This is a genomic window from Nocardia transvalensis (assembly GCF_015477765.1).
Taxonomy (GTDB): Bacteria; Actinomycetota; Actinomycetes; order Mycobacteriales; family Mycobacteriaceae; genus Nocardia; species Nocardia transvalensis_A.
Window position 1 is genome coordinate 621,482 of record NZ_JADLQQ010000005.1, and the last position, 16,070, is coordinate 637,551.

The window sequence follows — 16,070 nt, forward strand, 5'->3', positions numbered from 1 at the left end:
GAGTGACGTGACGTGAACGAGGAAAAGACCCTTCAGTACCTCAAGCGCCTCACCGCCGAGCTGCGCGACACCCGCCAGCGGCTGCGCGCCGCGGAGGAGAGCGGCCGGGAACCACTCGCCGTGGTGGGCATGGCGTGCCGGTATCCGGGCGGGGTGACCACGCCCGAACAGTTGTGGCAGCTGGTGGCGTCCGGGCGGGACGCGATCGGCGGATTCCCCGACGACCGCGGCTGGGATATCGACCGACTGCGGGGTGCGCGCCCCGGCGAAGCGGGCAGCAGCGACACCCTGCAGGGTGGATTCCTCTACGACGCGGCGGAATTCGACGCGGGATTCTTCGGCATCTCCCCGCGCGAGGCCCTCGCCATGGACCCGCAGCAGCGGCTGCTGCTGGAAACCGCCTGGGAGGCGGTGGAAAGCGCGCGCATCGTTCCCGATGCGCTGCGCGGCAGCCGCACCGGCGTGTTCGTGGGCGTCATGTACCACGATTACGCGTCGCGCCTGGCCGAGATCCCGGATGTGGTCGAGGGATTTCTCGGCACCGGCAACTCGGGCAGCATCGCCTCGGGTCGGCTCGCGTACACGCTCGGGCTGGAGGGGCCCGCGGTCACGATCGACACCGCCTGCTCGTCGTCGCTGGTGGCACTGCATCTGGCGGGCCAGGCGCTGCGTCGTTCGGAATGCTCGCTCGCCCTGGTCGGCGGCGTCACCGTGATGGCCAGCCCGGCGCCGTTCATCGACTTCAGCAGGCAGCAGGGCCTGGCATCGGACGGCCGGTGCAAGTCGTTCTCCCGCACCGCCGATGGCACGGGCTGGGCCGAGGGCGCGGGCATGCTGGTGGTCGAGCGGCTCTCCGACGCCGTCCGCAACCACCATCCGATCCTGGCGATCGTGCGCGGCACCGCGGTGAACCAGGACGGCCGATCCAACGGTCTCACCGCGCCGAACGGGCCGTCGCAGCAACGCGTCATCCGCGACGCCCTCATCGACGCCGGATTGCGCGCCGAGCAGGTCGACGCGGTCGAGGCACACGGCACCGGAACCCGGCTCGGCGATCCCATCGAGGCGCAGGCCCTGCTCGCCACCTACGGGCAGGACCGCGACCAGCCGCTGCGGCTGGGCTCCATCAAATCCAATATCGGCCACACCCAGGCCGCCGCGGGCATCGCGGGCGTGATCAAGATGGTGATGGCCATGCGGCACGCCACCCTGCCGCGCACGCTACATGTCGACGAACCCACCCCCGAGGTCGACTGGAGTTCCGGCGCGGTCGAACTGCTCACCGAACCCGTCGCCTGGGGCGAGCGCGACGGCACCCGCCGCGCGGGCGTGTCCTCGTTCGGCTTCAGCGGGACCAACGCCCATGTCATTCTCGAACAGGCGCCGCAACCGGAAGCATTGGCGGCCATCGGAACTCCCCCGCCAGTCGTGCCCTGGCTACTGTCGGCCAAAACACCCGAGGCACTGCGCGCCCAGGCTGCCCGGCTGGCCGACCGCGTCGACTCCGACGCCACGATGCTCGACATCGGCTACTCGCTGGCGACCACGCGCGCCCCGTTCGAGGAACGTGCCGTGGTGCTGGGTGGCGACCGCGACGAGTACCGGCAGGCACTGCTCGCGGTGGCCGCGGGCGAGCATCCCGCCGCGGCGATCACGGGCCGGGCGGCCAAGGGCGGTGTGGCCATGGTGTTCTCCGGACAGGGCACCCAACGCACGGGGATGGGCCGCGAACTCTACGACGCCTACCCCGTCTACGCCGAGGCCTTCGACGCCGCCTGCGCGGCACTCGATCCGCATCTTCCGAATCCGTTGCGCGAGATCGTCTTCGGGGACGATGCCGAACTGCTCGACCGCACGCAATACGCCCAACCGGCGCTGTTCGCCCTGCAGGTCGCCCTGTTCCGGCTCTGGGAGCACTGGGGCGTCGCACCCGCCGTTCTCGCCGGGCACTCCGTCGGCGAGATCGCCGCCGCCCATGTCGCGGGCGTCCTCACCCTCGGCGACGCCGCCACCCTGGTCGCCCACCGCGGCAGGTTGATGCAGTCGCTGCCCGAGGGCGGCGCGATGGTCGCGGTCGACTGCACCGAGGACGACATCCTTCCCCGGCTGTCCGGATATGAGGACAGGGTTGGCATCGCGGCCGTCAACGGCCCGAATTCGCTTGTCCTATCCGGTGATCGCGCCGCACTCGCCGAGATCGTCGGTCACCTCGACGGGCATCGGACCAAGTGGCTGCGCGTCTCGCACGCCTTCCACTCCCCGCTGATGAACCCGATCCTCGACCGCTTCCGCGACGTCGTCGCCGGTCTGGACTTCCGCTCACCCACCGTCCCGCTCATCTCCACCGTCACCGGAGCGCCGGTCGACGACGGCACCCTCGCCGACCCCGAGCACTGGATTCGCCACGCCCGCGACACCGTCCGCTTCGCCGACGCCATGGCCGCCGTCGCGGCCCGAGAACCGGCCGCCCACCTCGAGATCGGCCCCGGCAGCGCGCTCATCCCGCACCTGCCCGCCGGTGCCGTCCCCAGCCTGCGCACCGGGCACCCGGAGCCGCACGCGCTCACCAGTGCTCTGGCCCACCTGGTGGCCGGCGGACTGAACCCGAACTGGCACAACTACTTCGCCGACAGCGGCGCGCAGCAGGTGCCACTCCCGACCTACCCCTTCCAGCACGCACGGTACTGGCTGGAATCGGCCGAGGTCGGCGGACACTCGGCACACCCACTGCTGCACACCGTGGTCGGCCTCGCCGACGGGGACCGCGCGCTCCTCACCGGCACGCTGTCCCTGGCCGCGCACCCGTGGCTGGCGGATCACACCGTGCACGGTGACGCACTGCTACCCGGTACCGCGTTCGTCGAATTCGCCCTGCACGCCGGGCAACACGTGAACCATCCGCAGCTGGCCGAGCTCACCCTCGGCGCTCCCCTCGTCCTCCCCCGAGACGCCGGTGTCCATCTGCAGATTCTGGTGGACGAACCGGATGCCGCCGGGCGAAGGGTCACCGTCTTCTCGCGCGCCACCGACGCCGAGTCTGGCGAGCCGTGGACCAAACATGCCGAGGGACGGCTCACCGCCGAGATCGCACGTCCGGTCGAGGATCTCATCGTGTGGCCGCCCGTAGGCGCCGCACCGCTGAATACCGATGCGCTGTACGGTGATCGGCCCGACCTGCGGTACGGACCCGCATTCCAGGGAGTGCGCCGGGCATGGCTGCGCGACGGCGAGGTATTCGCCGAGGTCGAATTGGACGAGGCGCAATACGCCGACGCGGACCGTTTCGCGGTGCACCCGGCCCTGCTCGACGCCGCACTGCACCCCCTCGGGCTCACGCCGTTCCTCGACGACGCCGACACACCCGTCGTGCCGTTCTCGTGGAGCGGACTCGCGTTGCACGCCGTCAACGCCCGGCATCTGCGGGTGCGCATCTCCTCGGCGGGACGGGACACCGTGGCGCTGCTGCTCGCCGACGCCTCGGGCCGTCCGGTGCTGGATGTCGCCCGGCTCACGCTGCGGCCGCTGCCGCAGTCGCGCACCACGAGTCGGCTCGACCGCTCGCTGTTCCGGACAAGCTGGGTGTCACTGCCGCAGGCCCGGCCCGCCACGGAACCGGAGGTGGTCTTCCTCCCGTCGCCACCGGCCGACGACGCCGAAGGCACTGCGGCGCAGGTACTGTCGATCCTGCAGGACTGGCTGACGGACGAGCGCGGCTCGACCGCGCGCCTCGCGGTGGTCACCACCGGCTCCCATCTGCTCGACGACGACGAGCCGACCGATGTGCGGGCGGCCCTGGCGAATGCGGCGGTATGGGGTCTGGCGAGATCGGCGCAGTCCGAGCACCCCGACCGGTTCGTGCTGGTGGACGTGGACGATCTCGACGCATCGTGGCGCGGGCAGGTCCTCGCCGCGGTGGCCGCGGGGGAAACCCAGCTCGCGGTCCGGCGCGGCGAGGTGTACGCGCCCCGGCTGGTGCGCGCGGTACCGGACACGACCGCGGGCCCGGACTGGGCGGCCGGTACGGTGCTGATCACCGGAGCCACGGGTGCGCTCGGCGGTTCGGTGGCCCGCCACCTCGTGCACACGCACGGCGCCCGCGACCTCGTGTTGCTGGCACGCCGCCCGGTTCCGGCGGAACTGCTGGCGGAGTTGAGCGCCACCGGAGCTCACGTGGCGTCGGTCGCATGTGATCTGACCGACCGTGCGGAGCTCGCCGCCGTCCTGCGCGGCCGCGACCTCGCCGCGGTCGTCCACTGCGCGGGCGTCCTCGACGATGCGGTCCTCACCAACCAGACACCCGAGCACCTGCACCGCGCGTTCGCGCCGAAGGCCCTCGCGGCGTGGCATCTGCACGAACTCACCCGCGACCGCAACACCCACCTCATCCTGTTCTCCTCCGCCGCAGCCACACTCGGCTCACCCGGCCAAGCCAACTACGCCGCCGCCAACGCCTACCTCGACGCCCTCGCCCACCACCGCACCACCACCGGACACCCCACCACCAGCATCGCCTGGGGACTCTGGAACACCGGCATGGCGAACGCCGCGACCACGAGGCGCGGCATGCGGCCGCTGGCCGAACACGAGGGTCTTCGGCTGTTCGACGCGGCACTGACGTCGGGTGCCCGCGTCATCGTCCCGATGCATCTGGACCCGCACGCGGTCGCCGCCGCCACGGGGTCGGTGCCCGCTCTGCTGCGTGCACTCGTGTCCAGCGCGCCACGCAGAGCCGCTGCGGGCGAGGCGGATTCGTTGCGCGAACGGCTTCGTCGGATGTCCCCCGCGGATCGCGACACCGCCCTGCTCGCCCTCGTCCGCGAGCGGGTCGCGGCCGTGCTCGGCCATGCCGACCCGTCCGCGATCGCGCCCGAGCGCGCCTTCCACGACCTCGGCTTCGACTCGCTCACCGCCGTCGAGTTCCGCAACGGCATGAATGCGGCGACCGGGCTCGAACTTCCGACCACGCTCGTCTTCGATCATCCGAACGCGGCCACGCTCGTCGAATACCTGCGCGGGGAGCTGCTCGGCACGGCCGCGGTCGACGCCGCACCGGCGATTTCCCGTGCATCCCAGGACGATCCGATCGTCATCGTGGGCATGGCCTGCCGGTACCCGGGCGGCATCGACAGCCCGGAGGACATGTGGCGGCTGCTGGCCTCCGGCCGGGACGCGGTCACCGCCTTCCCCACCGACCGTGGCTGGGACGAGGCGAGAATCTACGGCCCGGACACCGCGGGCGGCTCCGTCACCCGAGAGGGCGGATTTCTGCACGAGGCCGCCGAATTCGATGCCGCGCTGTTCGGGGTCTCCCCGCGCGAGGCGCTCGCGATGGATCCGCAGCAGCGGCTGCTGCTGGAGATCACCTGGGAGGCCTTCGAACGCGCGGGTATCGACCCGATGTCGCTGCGCGGCAGCAAGACCGGCGTCTTCACCGGCGTCATGTACAACGACTACGCCGCCCGTTTCGACCGGGCGCCCGAGGAGGTCGCCGGATACCTGGGCAACGGCAGCGCGGGCAGCATCGCCTCGGGTCGCATCTCCTACACCTTCGGGCTCGAAGGCCCCGCGGTCACCATCGACACCGCGTGCTCGTCGTCACTGGTCGCACTTCACCTCGCCGCCCAGGCACTGCGCAACGGCGAATGCACGATGGCACTGGCGGGCGGCGTCACCGTGATGGCCACGCCGACCACATTCACCGAATTCAGTCGGCAGGGCGGGCTCTCACCCGACGGACGCTGCAAGGCATTCTCCAGCGATGCCGACGGCACCGGCTGGGGTGAGGGTGTGGGTCTGCTTCTGCTCGAACGCCTCTCCGATGCGCGACGCAACGGTCACCCGGTACTGGCGATGGTCCGTGGTTCGGCGATCAACCAGGACGGCGCCTCCAACGGCCTCACCGCACCCAATGGCCCCTCGCAGCAACGGGTGATCCGCCAGGCCCTGGCCAACGCGGGCCTGCAGCCATCCGAGGTGGACGCCGTCGAGGCCCACGGCACCGGAACGCGACTCGGCGACCCGATCGAGGCCCAAGCGCTCCTGGCCACCTACGGACAGCACCGCGACGAGCCCCTCTGGCTCGGCTCGATCAAATCCAACATCGGCCACACCCAAGCCGCCGCGGGCGCCGCCGGGATCATCAAAATGATCATGGCCATGCGACACGGCACCCTGCCCCGCAGCCTGCACATCGGCGAGCCCACACCCCACGTCGACTGGACCAGCGGCGCGGTCGCACTGCTCACCGAGAACCAGCCCTGGCCCGACCACGATCGACCGCGCCGCGCGGGCGTGTCGTCGTTCGGCATCAGCGGCACCAACGCCCACGTCATCCTCGAACAACCACCACACGCGGCCGACCCCGTCACACCACGATCCGATCACGGCACCGCCGTACCCTTGGTGTTGTCCGCGCACACGCCGACGGCCTTACGCGCCCAGGCAGCTCGGCTGGCCGACGCCCTCGACGACAAGGCCCTCGCGGATGTCGGCTACTCGCTGGCCGTGGGCCGGGCCGCGCTGGACGAACGCGCCGTGGTGGTCGCGAACGATCCGGCTCGCGGCGCCCAGGCGCTTCTCGCCTTCGCGCGGGGCGGCTCGCATCCGGACGTCATCGTCGGCCGCGCGTCCCGCGGCGGAGTGGCGATGGTGTTCACCGGCCAAGGCACCCAACGCCCCGGCATGGGCCGCGAACTCTACGACACCTATCCGGTCTACGCCGAGGCCTTCGACGCCGCCTGCACCAAGCTCGACCCCCACCTCCCCCAACCACTGCGCGACATCATCTTCGGCGACAACCCCGGCCTCCTCAACCAAACCCAATACGCCCAACCCGCCCTGTTCGCGGTCCATGTCGCCCTCTACCGACTCTGGGAACACTGGGGCATCACCCCCACCGTCGTGACCGGACACTCCATCGGCGAGATCGCCGCCGCCCACATCGCGGGCGTGCTCACCCTCACCGACGCCGCCACCCTCGTCGGCGTCCGCGGCAGACTCATGCAATCCCTGCCCGAGGGCGGCGCCATGGTCGCCGTCGAGGCGACCGAACACGAGATCCGGCCCTTGCTCGACGGATACGAGAACGAGGTCGGCATCGCCGCCGTCAACGGACCCAAATCCCTCGTCCTATCGGGGGACCGCGCCGCACTCACCGCAATCACCGACACCCTGCACGGCCACCGCATCACCTGGCTACGGGTCTCGCACGCCTTCCACTCACCACTGATGGACCCCATCCTCGGTGAGTTCCGCGAAGTCGTTGCGCAACTGACGTTCTCGTCACCGACCCTGCCGATGATCTCCACGGTGACCGGCGGCCCCGTCGACGCGACCACCCTCGCCGACCCGGACTACTGGGTCCGCCACGCCCGCAACACCGTCCGCTTCGCCGACGCCCTCGCACACATCACCACCGACACCTACCTCGAGATCGGCCCCAAATCCGCCCTCGTCCCCCACCTTCCCGCCGGAGCCGTCGCCAGTCTCCGCACCGATGAGCCAGAGCCCCACGCCCTCACCACGGCTCTCGCCCACTTGGTCGCGGGTGGCGCAACTCCCCACTGGCACAACTACTTCGCAGGCTCCGGTGCAAGCGTCACGGCGCTGCCGACCTACCCGTTCCAACACCAGCGCTACTGGCTCGACCACCGGGCATCCGGCCCCGCGGATCTCCAAGCAGCCGGTGTCGACGGGGCCGGGCACGCCCTGCTGACGGCGGTGGTCGCCGACCCGGAGTCGGATGCGCTGATGTTCTGCGGCCGCATCGGCCTCGGCACACATCCCTGGCTCGCCGATCACGCCGTCGGGGATCGGGTCGTGCTCCCCGGCACCGCGCACGTCGACCTCCTCCTGCACGCGGGCCTCGAATGCGGCCTCGGTGAGCTCGACGACCTGATCCTGGAGGCACCACTCGTGCTCCCCGCCGATGCGGCGCTGGACATCAGGGTGACCGTCGAGCCGCCCGACGCCGCGGGCAGCAGGACCGCCCGCGTGCACAGCCGCGAGTCCGGCACGGAGAACACCTGGAACCGTCACGCCACCGCGGTGCTCACCGAACCGAGCTCGTCTCGAGCCACCGAGGCCGTGCCGCCGTGGCCGCCACACGACGCGCAGAGCCTGGACCTCGACACGATCTACGATCGGTTGGCGGACAACGGTTTGCACTACGGCCCAGCGTTCCGTGGTCTGCGTGCCGCGTGGCGGACGTCCGAAGAGGTGTTCGCCGAGGTGGCCCTGCCGGAGGGAACCGACGTCACCGGACACGTCGTCCACCCTGCCCTGCTGGATGCGGCACTGCACGCCATCGGGCTCGGCGACTTCGTCGACGCCTCCGACTCCGCTCCCAACCTGCCGTTCGCCTGGCGCGGTGTCCGTGTCGTGTCCTCCGGCGCCACCGCTGTGCGTGTGCGGCTCCGGTCGACCGGCAACGACACCGTGGCACTTCATCTTTCCGACGCCGACGGCCACGAGGTGGGCAGCGTGGAAGCGTTGACCCTGCGCCGGCTGGCCATCGACCAGGTGCGGACCGAGACCCCCAGGGCGCTGCTCGGCGTGCGCTGGCACGAGTTGCCCGCGAAACAGGCCGCCGTCCCGTCGTGGTGGGTCGTCCTCGACGACGAGGAGCGATGGCTGACGTCGATGGTGCAGGACAGCGGCGCCCGCGTCGAGCCGTATGCCGACCTGGCCGAGCTGGCCTCGGCGGCAACGACTTCCGGCGCCACCCCCGATGCGGTTTTCCTCGCACCGACCGAACCCTGCGGCGACCTGCCGGCGGCCACCACGCGGCTGACCTCCCGCGTCCTCGCGCTCCTGCAGGCGTGGCTGGCCGACTCGCGCTTCTCGACGAGCCGCCTGGTCGTGGTGACCCGAGACGCCGCGACGAACCCGATCATGGCCGCGCTCACCGGTCTCCTGCGCGCGGCCCAGGCCGAGCATCCCGGCCGGGTAACCACGGTCGATATCGCATCCGGCGCCGATCGACCCGGTTGGCGACAGCTGGCCGCGGTGCTGGCCTCCGGCGAACCGGAGGCCGTGATCCGCGACGGCGGCGTGCACGTGCCCCGGCTCGCGCAGCTCACCGGGACCGCCTCGGCCCCGGTGGATTTGAGCGGCGGCACCGTCCTCGTCACCGGTGCGTCCGGGGCCCTCGGGCAGTTGCTGGCCCGCCACCTCGTCACCGCACACGGCGTCCGCGACCTGCTGCTGGTCAGCCGGAGTGGCGGAATGGACACCCTGCGTACGGAATTGGCGGATCTGGGCGCACGCGTCGAGGTGGCCGCCTGTGATATCGCCGAGCGCGACCAGGTCGCCGCCCTGCTCGCGGGTCGTTCGGTGCACGCAGTGGTGCATGCCGCCGGTGTGCTCGACGATGGCGTGGTCGAGTCGCTCACCGCCGAACAACTCGCGCGGGTGCTGCGCCCGAAGGTGGACGCGGCCTGGCACCTACACGAATTGGCCGGGAACCCCACGGCATTCGTGCTCTTCTCGTCGGTGGCGGGCATCCTCGGTTCGGCGGGCCAGGCCGCGTACGCGGCAGGCAACGCATTCCTCGACGCACTCGCCGCCCACCGCGCCGCGAACGGACTCCCGGCGGTCTCGCTGGCGTGGGGCCCCTGGGACATCGAGGACGGCATGGCGACCGAGCAACGCCGGCTCGTCCGCGGCGGGCTCGTCCCGCTGCGGGTCGAGGAGGGTCTGGCACTGTTCGACGCGGCACTGACCCGGCCGGAACCCCTGCTCGTGCCGGTCCATGCGGATACCGCCGGGCTCCGGGCCACGGCCGCCCGGGAGCCGCTGCCACCGATCTGGCACGGGCTGATCCGCCCCACCCGGACGGGCACGCCCGCGGCGGCGCAGCAGGATCTGTCCGCGCGACTGGCCGAATTGTCCGACGGGGAGCGCGAACTGGCGCTGCTCGACCTGGTCCGGCGCGAGGTTGCCCTCGTGCTCGGCCAGGCCTCGCCGGATGAACTGGACGCCGGGCGGGCGTTCACCGAGCTCGGCTTCGACTCGCTGACCGCCGTCGATCTGCGTAACCGATTGGAACGAGTGACCGGACTGCGCCTGCCCGCGAGCCTGGTGTTCGATCACCCGACGCCACCCGCGCTGATCCGATTCCTGTCCGACGAACTGGCGCAGACGGCCGCGCCGACGTCGTCGGCGGCCGACGACACGCTCGGCGCCCTGTTCCGCCTCGCCTGCGTCGAGGACCGGATCGATGCGGGCATGGAGCTGGCGCGCGTGGCGGCGCGCCTGCGCCCGGTGTTCCACGGACCGGACGAACTCGACCGGCGACCGAATCCGGTACCACTGGCCCGTGGGCCGCATCGACCGCGGTTGATCTGTTTCCCCGCGGTGGTGGCGATGTCCGGCGCGCACCAATACGCGCGGTTCGCGGCGACACTGCGCGACCGCCGTGACACCGTCGTGCTGCCGGAGCCGGGATTCGGTGCCGGAGAGCGGCTCCCGGCCACCGTGGCCGCCCTGGCCGAGGCGCAGGCGCAGGCGGTGCTCGAGCACGCGGCGGGCGAGCCCTACGCACTGCTGGGCTACTCGTCGGGCGGATGGATCGCCCACGAGGTGGCCGCCCGCCTGGAACAGACCGATTCGCCGCCGACCGCCGTCGTGCTCGTCGACACCTATCTGCCCCTGGAGATGAACCCCAGGCTCAGCAGGGCGTTCACGCACGGGTTGTTCGCGCGGCGCAGCGAATTGGTGTCGATGGACCACGTGTCGCTGACCGCGATGGGCGGCTACTTCGAGGTCTTCGGCACCTGGGAGCCGCAGCGCATCGGCGTCCCGACACTGTTCCTGCGCGCCGCCGACGCGCTGCCCGACACCGACGAAACCCCGCTGGCCGACGCCGACTGGGGACCGTCCTGGAAGCTCTGCGACGCCGACCTCACGGTCGCGGGCGACCACTTCACGATCGTGGGAGAGCATGCCGAAGACGCCGCGCGAGCGGTGGATTCGTGGCTCACCGCACTGCCGGTGACAACCGAACAAGAGAGGAAGAAATGACCGAGATCACCCCCGAACTGGTCGCCGCCGCCTATGAGGCGGTCAGCTCCGGAGACCGCGAGAAGACCGCGCAATACTGGTCGGAGAACCTGCGCTTCCTCGCGCCGGGCAGCCACGCGCAGGCGGGTTGGCGAATCGGCATCGACGACTTCATGGACTACGTGCAGGGCATGCTGGAGGCTTCCGGCGGCACCTGGAGCATGCGGCCCGTCACGCTGCTCATCAACAACGAGGACGGCTATTCGATCGACGCCAACCACATCCACGCCGTACGCAAGGGCGCGCCCGAGGGCAGCACCTCCCCGTTCGACGTGCTCGACATCTCCGGCGTGCAGATGCTCAAGTGGGAGAACGGAAAGGTCGTCGAGGGCGCCGGCGGGATCTTCGGTGACGGCGCCACGAACTATACCCAGTGGTGGTCGCCGTTGAGCGGCGACGGCGAGCGCCGCTACTGACCACCGCGAGCCCATCCCCCGCTCCGCCGGCCGATTACCGGTTGGCGGAGCGGGAATTTCGACCGAGAGAACACAGGAGTACCCCACGCATGGCCGAACCGACGGTGGGCAACGCGCCCTGGATCCGACGGCCCCATCCGGCATCCGCACCGACGATCCGGCTGGTCTGCTTCCCGCACGCCGGGGGTTCGGCGAGCTTCTTCTTCCCAGTGTCGGCGGCGCTGTCCGGTTCGAATTCGGGTGCGGTGGAAGTGCTGGCCGTGCAATACCCGGGGCGACAGGACCGGCGCCTGGACCCGTGTATCGACGATGTCGGGGCACTCGCCGAACAGATCTACGCCGCTCTGACGCCGTGGACCGATATCCCGCTGGCCTTCTTCGGCCACAGCATGGGTGCGATCCTGGCCTTCGAGGTCGCCCGACTGCTCGAGGAGCGGGACGGGGTCGTGCTGACCATGCTGTTCGCCTCCGGTCGCCGCGCACCGTCCCGGCATCGCGACGAACACGTGCACACCGGCGACGACAACGCGATCGTCGCAGAGCTTCGATCCCTCAGCGGCACCGACAGCACGCTGCTCGGCGACGAGGAGATACTGCGCATGATCCTGCCCGCGATCCGCAGCGACTACAAGGCGATCGAAACCTACCGGTGTGCCCCCGGGGCCACCGTCCGATCCCCGATCACGGTGCTCGTCGGTGACGACGACGCGAAGACGACCGTGGACGAGGCGCGCGACTGGGCGCGGCACACCACCGCGGCGTGCGAGACCCTGGTCTTCTCCGGCGGGCATTTCTACCTGACCGCCCACCGGACCGCCGTCCTCGACACGATCACGAAAACCTTGCTCAGCGTGTCCGGTCCGCGCGCGGAATAGCTTGCGGCACAGGGCCAGCCAAGACAACCAATGGTTGTCACAGTGTGCGTGTCGATTGTTTGACCCTCGATCGTCGGCTCGGCTCGAATAGGTCGATCCGAGCCTGAGTCGCGTCTGGAGGCGTCCGTTGTCCTCGTTCGTTCACCTGCATGTTCACACCGAATACTCGATGCTGGACGGTGCGGCGAAGATCAAGCCACTGTTCGAGGAGGCCGGTCGACTCGGTATGACCGCGGTGGGCATGACCGATCACGGAAACATGTTCGGCGCGGACGAGTTCTACCAGGTCGCCACGAAGATGGGCATCAAGCCCATCATCGGCATCGAGGCCTACGTCGCTCCCGGGAGCCGTTTCCACAAGAAGCCGGTGTTCTGGGGCCAGGCCAACCAGCGCGGCTCCAACGGGGAGGGCGTCGGCGGCGACGTCTCCGGCGGCGGCGCCTACACGCACATGACGATGCTGGCGCAGAACGCCCGAGGGCTTCGCAACCTGTTCAAGCTGTCCTCGCTGGCGAGCATGGAGGGCTACTACCGCAAGCCCCGCATGGACCGGGAACTGATCGCCGCGCACTCCGAGGGAATCATCGCCACCACCGGCTGCCCCTCCGGCGAGGTGCAGACCCGGCTGCGGCTCGGCCAGCATGCCGAGGCCCTCCAGGCCGCCTCCGACTACCGGGACATCTTCGGCAAGGACAATTTCTTCGTCGAATTGATGGACCACGGCCTGCCCATCGAACGGTCGGTCCGCGAGGGCCTGCTCGAGATCAGCGCGAAACTCGGCCTGCCCCCGGTGGCCACCAACGACTCTCACTACGTCACCAAAGATCAGGCCGACGCCCACGCCGCGCTGCTGTGTGTCCAGGCCGGCAAGACGCTCAGCGATCCGACTCGGTTCAAGTTCGACGGCGACGGCTACTACCTGCAATCGGCCGAGGAGATGCGGGCGTACTGGGACACCCAGGTCCCGGGTGCGGCCGACAGCACCCTGCTGATCGCCGAGCGGGTCGAGTCCTATGCCGAGGTGTGGCAGCACACCGACCGGATGCCGATCTACGAGGCGCCCGAGGGCTACGACGTGACCTCGTGGTTCCGCGAGCAGGTCATGCGCGGCCTGGAGTGGCGGTTGCCCGCGGGCGTGACCGACGAGTACATCCGCCGCGCCGAGTTCGAGATCGACATCATCGTGCAGAAGGGGTTTCCCGCCTACTTCCTCATCACCGCCGACCTGATGAACCACGCACGCCGGGAAGGCATTCGGGTCGGCCCGGGTCGTGGGTCGGCGGCCGGATCGCTCGTCTCCTACGCGTTGGGCATCACCAACCTGGACCCCATCGAGCACGGCCTGCTGTTCGAGCGATTCCTCAACCCCGAGCGCGTGTCCATGCCCGATATCGATATGGACTTCGACGATCGTCGCCGCGGGGAGATGGTGCGCTATGCCACCGAAAAGTACGGCACCGATCGCGTCGCGCAGGTGATCACCTTCGGCAAGATCAAGACCAAGGCGGCGATCAAGGATGCCGCCCGGGTCCACTTCGGTCAGCCGGGGTTCTCCATCGCCGACCGGATCTCCAAGGCGCTTCCGCCGCCGGTGGCCGCGAAGGACATCCCGCTCGCGGGCATCGTCGATCCGAAGCACGAGCGCTATCCCGAGGCCGCCGAAGTTCGTTCGCTGATCGAGACCGACAAGGACGTCTCCACCATCTTCGAGACCGCCCGCGGACTGGAAGGCCTGATCCGCAACGCGGGCGTGCACGCCTGCGCGGTGATCATGTCCTCGGAGCCGCTGGTGGATGTGATTCCGCTGTGGCAGCGCGAGGACGGCGCGGTCATCACCGGATGGGACTACCCGTCCTGCGAGGCCATCGGTCTGCTGAAGATGGACTTCCTCGGGCTGCGCAACCTCACCGTGATCGGCGATGCGATCGACAACATCGAGGCCAACCGCGGCGAGACGGTGGAGCTCGACTCGCTCGGGACCGACGACCCGAAGACCTATGAGCTGCTGGGCCGCGGCGACAGCCTCGGCGTGTTCCAGCTCGATGGCAACGCCATGCGCGATCTGCTGCGCCGGTTGGGGCCCACCGGCTTCGAGGACATCATCGCCGTCAACGCGCTGTATCGGCCGGGGCCGATGGCGATGAACACGCACAACAACTACGCCGACCGCAAGAACGGCCGGCAGGCGATCGAGCCGATCCACGAGGAACTGGCCGAGCCGCTGCGCGACATCCTCGCCGAGACCTACGGCCTGGTCGTGTACCAGGAACAGATCATGCAGATCGCCCAGCGCGTGGCCGGTTTCTCGATGGGCCGCGCCGACGTGCTGCGCCGGGCGATGGGTAAGAAGAAACTCGAGGTCCTGGAGAAGGAATTCGAGGGCTTCCGGGCGGGCATGCGCGAGAACGGATTCTCCGACGAGGCGGTGCAGGCCCTGTGGGACACGGTCCTGCCGTTCGCCGGGTACGCGTTCAACAAGTCACACGCCGCAGGGTACGCACTGGTCGGCTACTGGACCGCCTACCTCAAGGCCAACTATCAGGCCGAATATATGGCGGCCCTGCTCACCTCGGTGGCGGACAACAAGGACAAGTCGGCGATCTACCTGGCCGAGTGCCGGCAGCTGGGCCTCAAGGTCCTGCCGCCGGACGTCAACGAGTCCTCACTGCGGTTCTCCGCCGTCGGCAACGACATCCGGTTCGGGCTCGGCGGAATTCGCAACGTGGGGGCCAACGTGGTCGAGTCGATCATCGAGACCCGTAACAAAAAGGGCAAGTACACCTCGTTCGCCGATTTCGTCGAGAAGTCGGAACTGGTCTGCTGCAACAAGCGCGTCCTGGAATCGCTCATCAAGGCCGGTGCGTTCGACTCGTTCGGCCATCCCCGCAAGGCGCTCATCGACGTCCACGAGGAGGCGGTGGATGCCGTCACCGGCCTCAAGCGGCAAGAGGCGATGGGGCAGTTCGATCTGTTCGGTATCGAGGGCGGCGCCCAGGAGAGCTCCAGCGATTCCTCGCCACTGAGCCACCTGAGCTTCGACGGCGAGGAATGGCCTCGCAAAGTATTGCTCGGAATCGAGCGAGAAATGCTGGGCCTCTATGTCTCCGGTCACCCCCTCGACGGTACGAATCACATTCTCCGCAAGGCGGCTCCGAAGCCGATCGCGGCCGTTTTGGCCAACGCTCCGCGCGAGGGGACGATCACGATTTCGGGAATGATCTCCTCGCTGGAACGCCGGGTCAACAAGAAGGGTGAAAGCTGGGCGATCGCCGTCATCGAGGACCTGGATGCGTCGGTCGAGGTTTTGTTCTTTCCCAAGAGTTACGCCGTATTCGCGGCCGATCTCGTCGTGGACGCGGTTGTGGTTGTGGAGGGTCGAGTCAATTGGCGGGAGGAAAAAATGGGAGTCTTCGGCACGCACCTCGCACCACTCGACGTCAGTTCCGTGGAACGCGGTGACCAAGCGCCCCCTCTGATGCTCGAGATCAATGCCGAGACCACCGATCGGGACAGCGTGCTCGAACTCAAGTCGGCGCTGCGGTCCCACCACGGCGGAACGCCGGTGCGTCTGGTGCTGTTCTATCGACAGCGGCGCACCACGCTCGCGGTCGACGACTACCCGGTGACGGTGAGCTCGGCACTGCTGGGCGAGCTGCGGGCGGTCCGAGGCGTCAAAGTGCTGACCTGACAGCCGCTTTCGCCCCACATCCGCGGCTTG

The 16,070-nt window shown here is 69.5% G+C and carries 3 protein-coding genes and 2 pseudogenes; all 5 read left to right on the forward strand.

Translation table 11 applies throughout. From position 1 onward, the window contains the following. Positions 1-4: 4 nt before the first annotated feature. A pseudogene (locus IU452_RS39505) lies at positions 5-6,582 on the forward strand (SDR family NAD(P)-dependent oxidoreductase); the annotation flags it as partial. Between the two features lie 78 nt (positions 6,583-6,660). Continuing rightward, a pseudogene (locus tag IU452_RS39510) lies at positions 6,661-11,022 on the forward strand (SDR family NAD(P)-dependent oxidoreductase); the annotation flags it as partial. Then, positions 11,019-11,477 (forward strand): nuclear transport factor 2 family protein, encoded by a 459-nt coding sequence (locus IU452_RS18015; RefSeq protein WP_186000869.1) that lies wholly within the window; start codon positions 11,019-11,021, stop codon positions 11,475-11,477. The pseudogene IU452_RS39510 and the gene IU452_RS18015, both read left to right, overlap by 4 nt. Positions 11,478-11,566: 89 nt before the next feature. Further along, positions 11,567-12,352 carry a thioesterase II family protein gene (locus IU452_RS18020; protein ID WP_195110177.1) on the forward strand — a complete coding sequence of 262 codons (786 nt, stop codon included), beginning with the start codon at positions 11,567-11,569 and terminating at the stop codon, positions 12,350-12,352. 127 nt (positions 12,353-12,479) lie between these two features. Next, positions 12,480-16,040: a DNA polymerase III subunit alpha gene (gene dnaE / locus IU452_RS18025; RefSeq protein ID WP_195110178.1), complete on the forward strand. Its 3,561-nt coding sequence runs from the start codon at positions 12,480-12,482 to the stop codon at positions 16,038-16,040. The last annotated feature ends 30 nt before the right edge of the window (positions 16,041-16,070 follow it).

Excerpts from the sequence above, each read along its gene's own strand:
- IU452_RS18020 (WP_195110177.1), top strand. The coding sequence starts at position 11,567 with ATGGCCGAACCGACGGTGGGCAACGCGCCCTGGATCCGACGGCCCCAT.
- IU452_RS18015 (WP_186000869.1), top strand. The coding sequence starts at position 11,019 with ATGACCGAGATCACCCCCGAACTGGTCGCCGCCGCCTATGAGGCGGTC.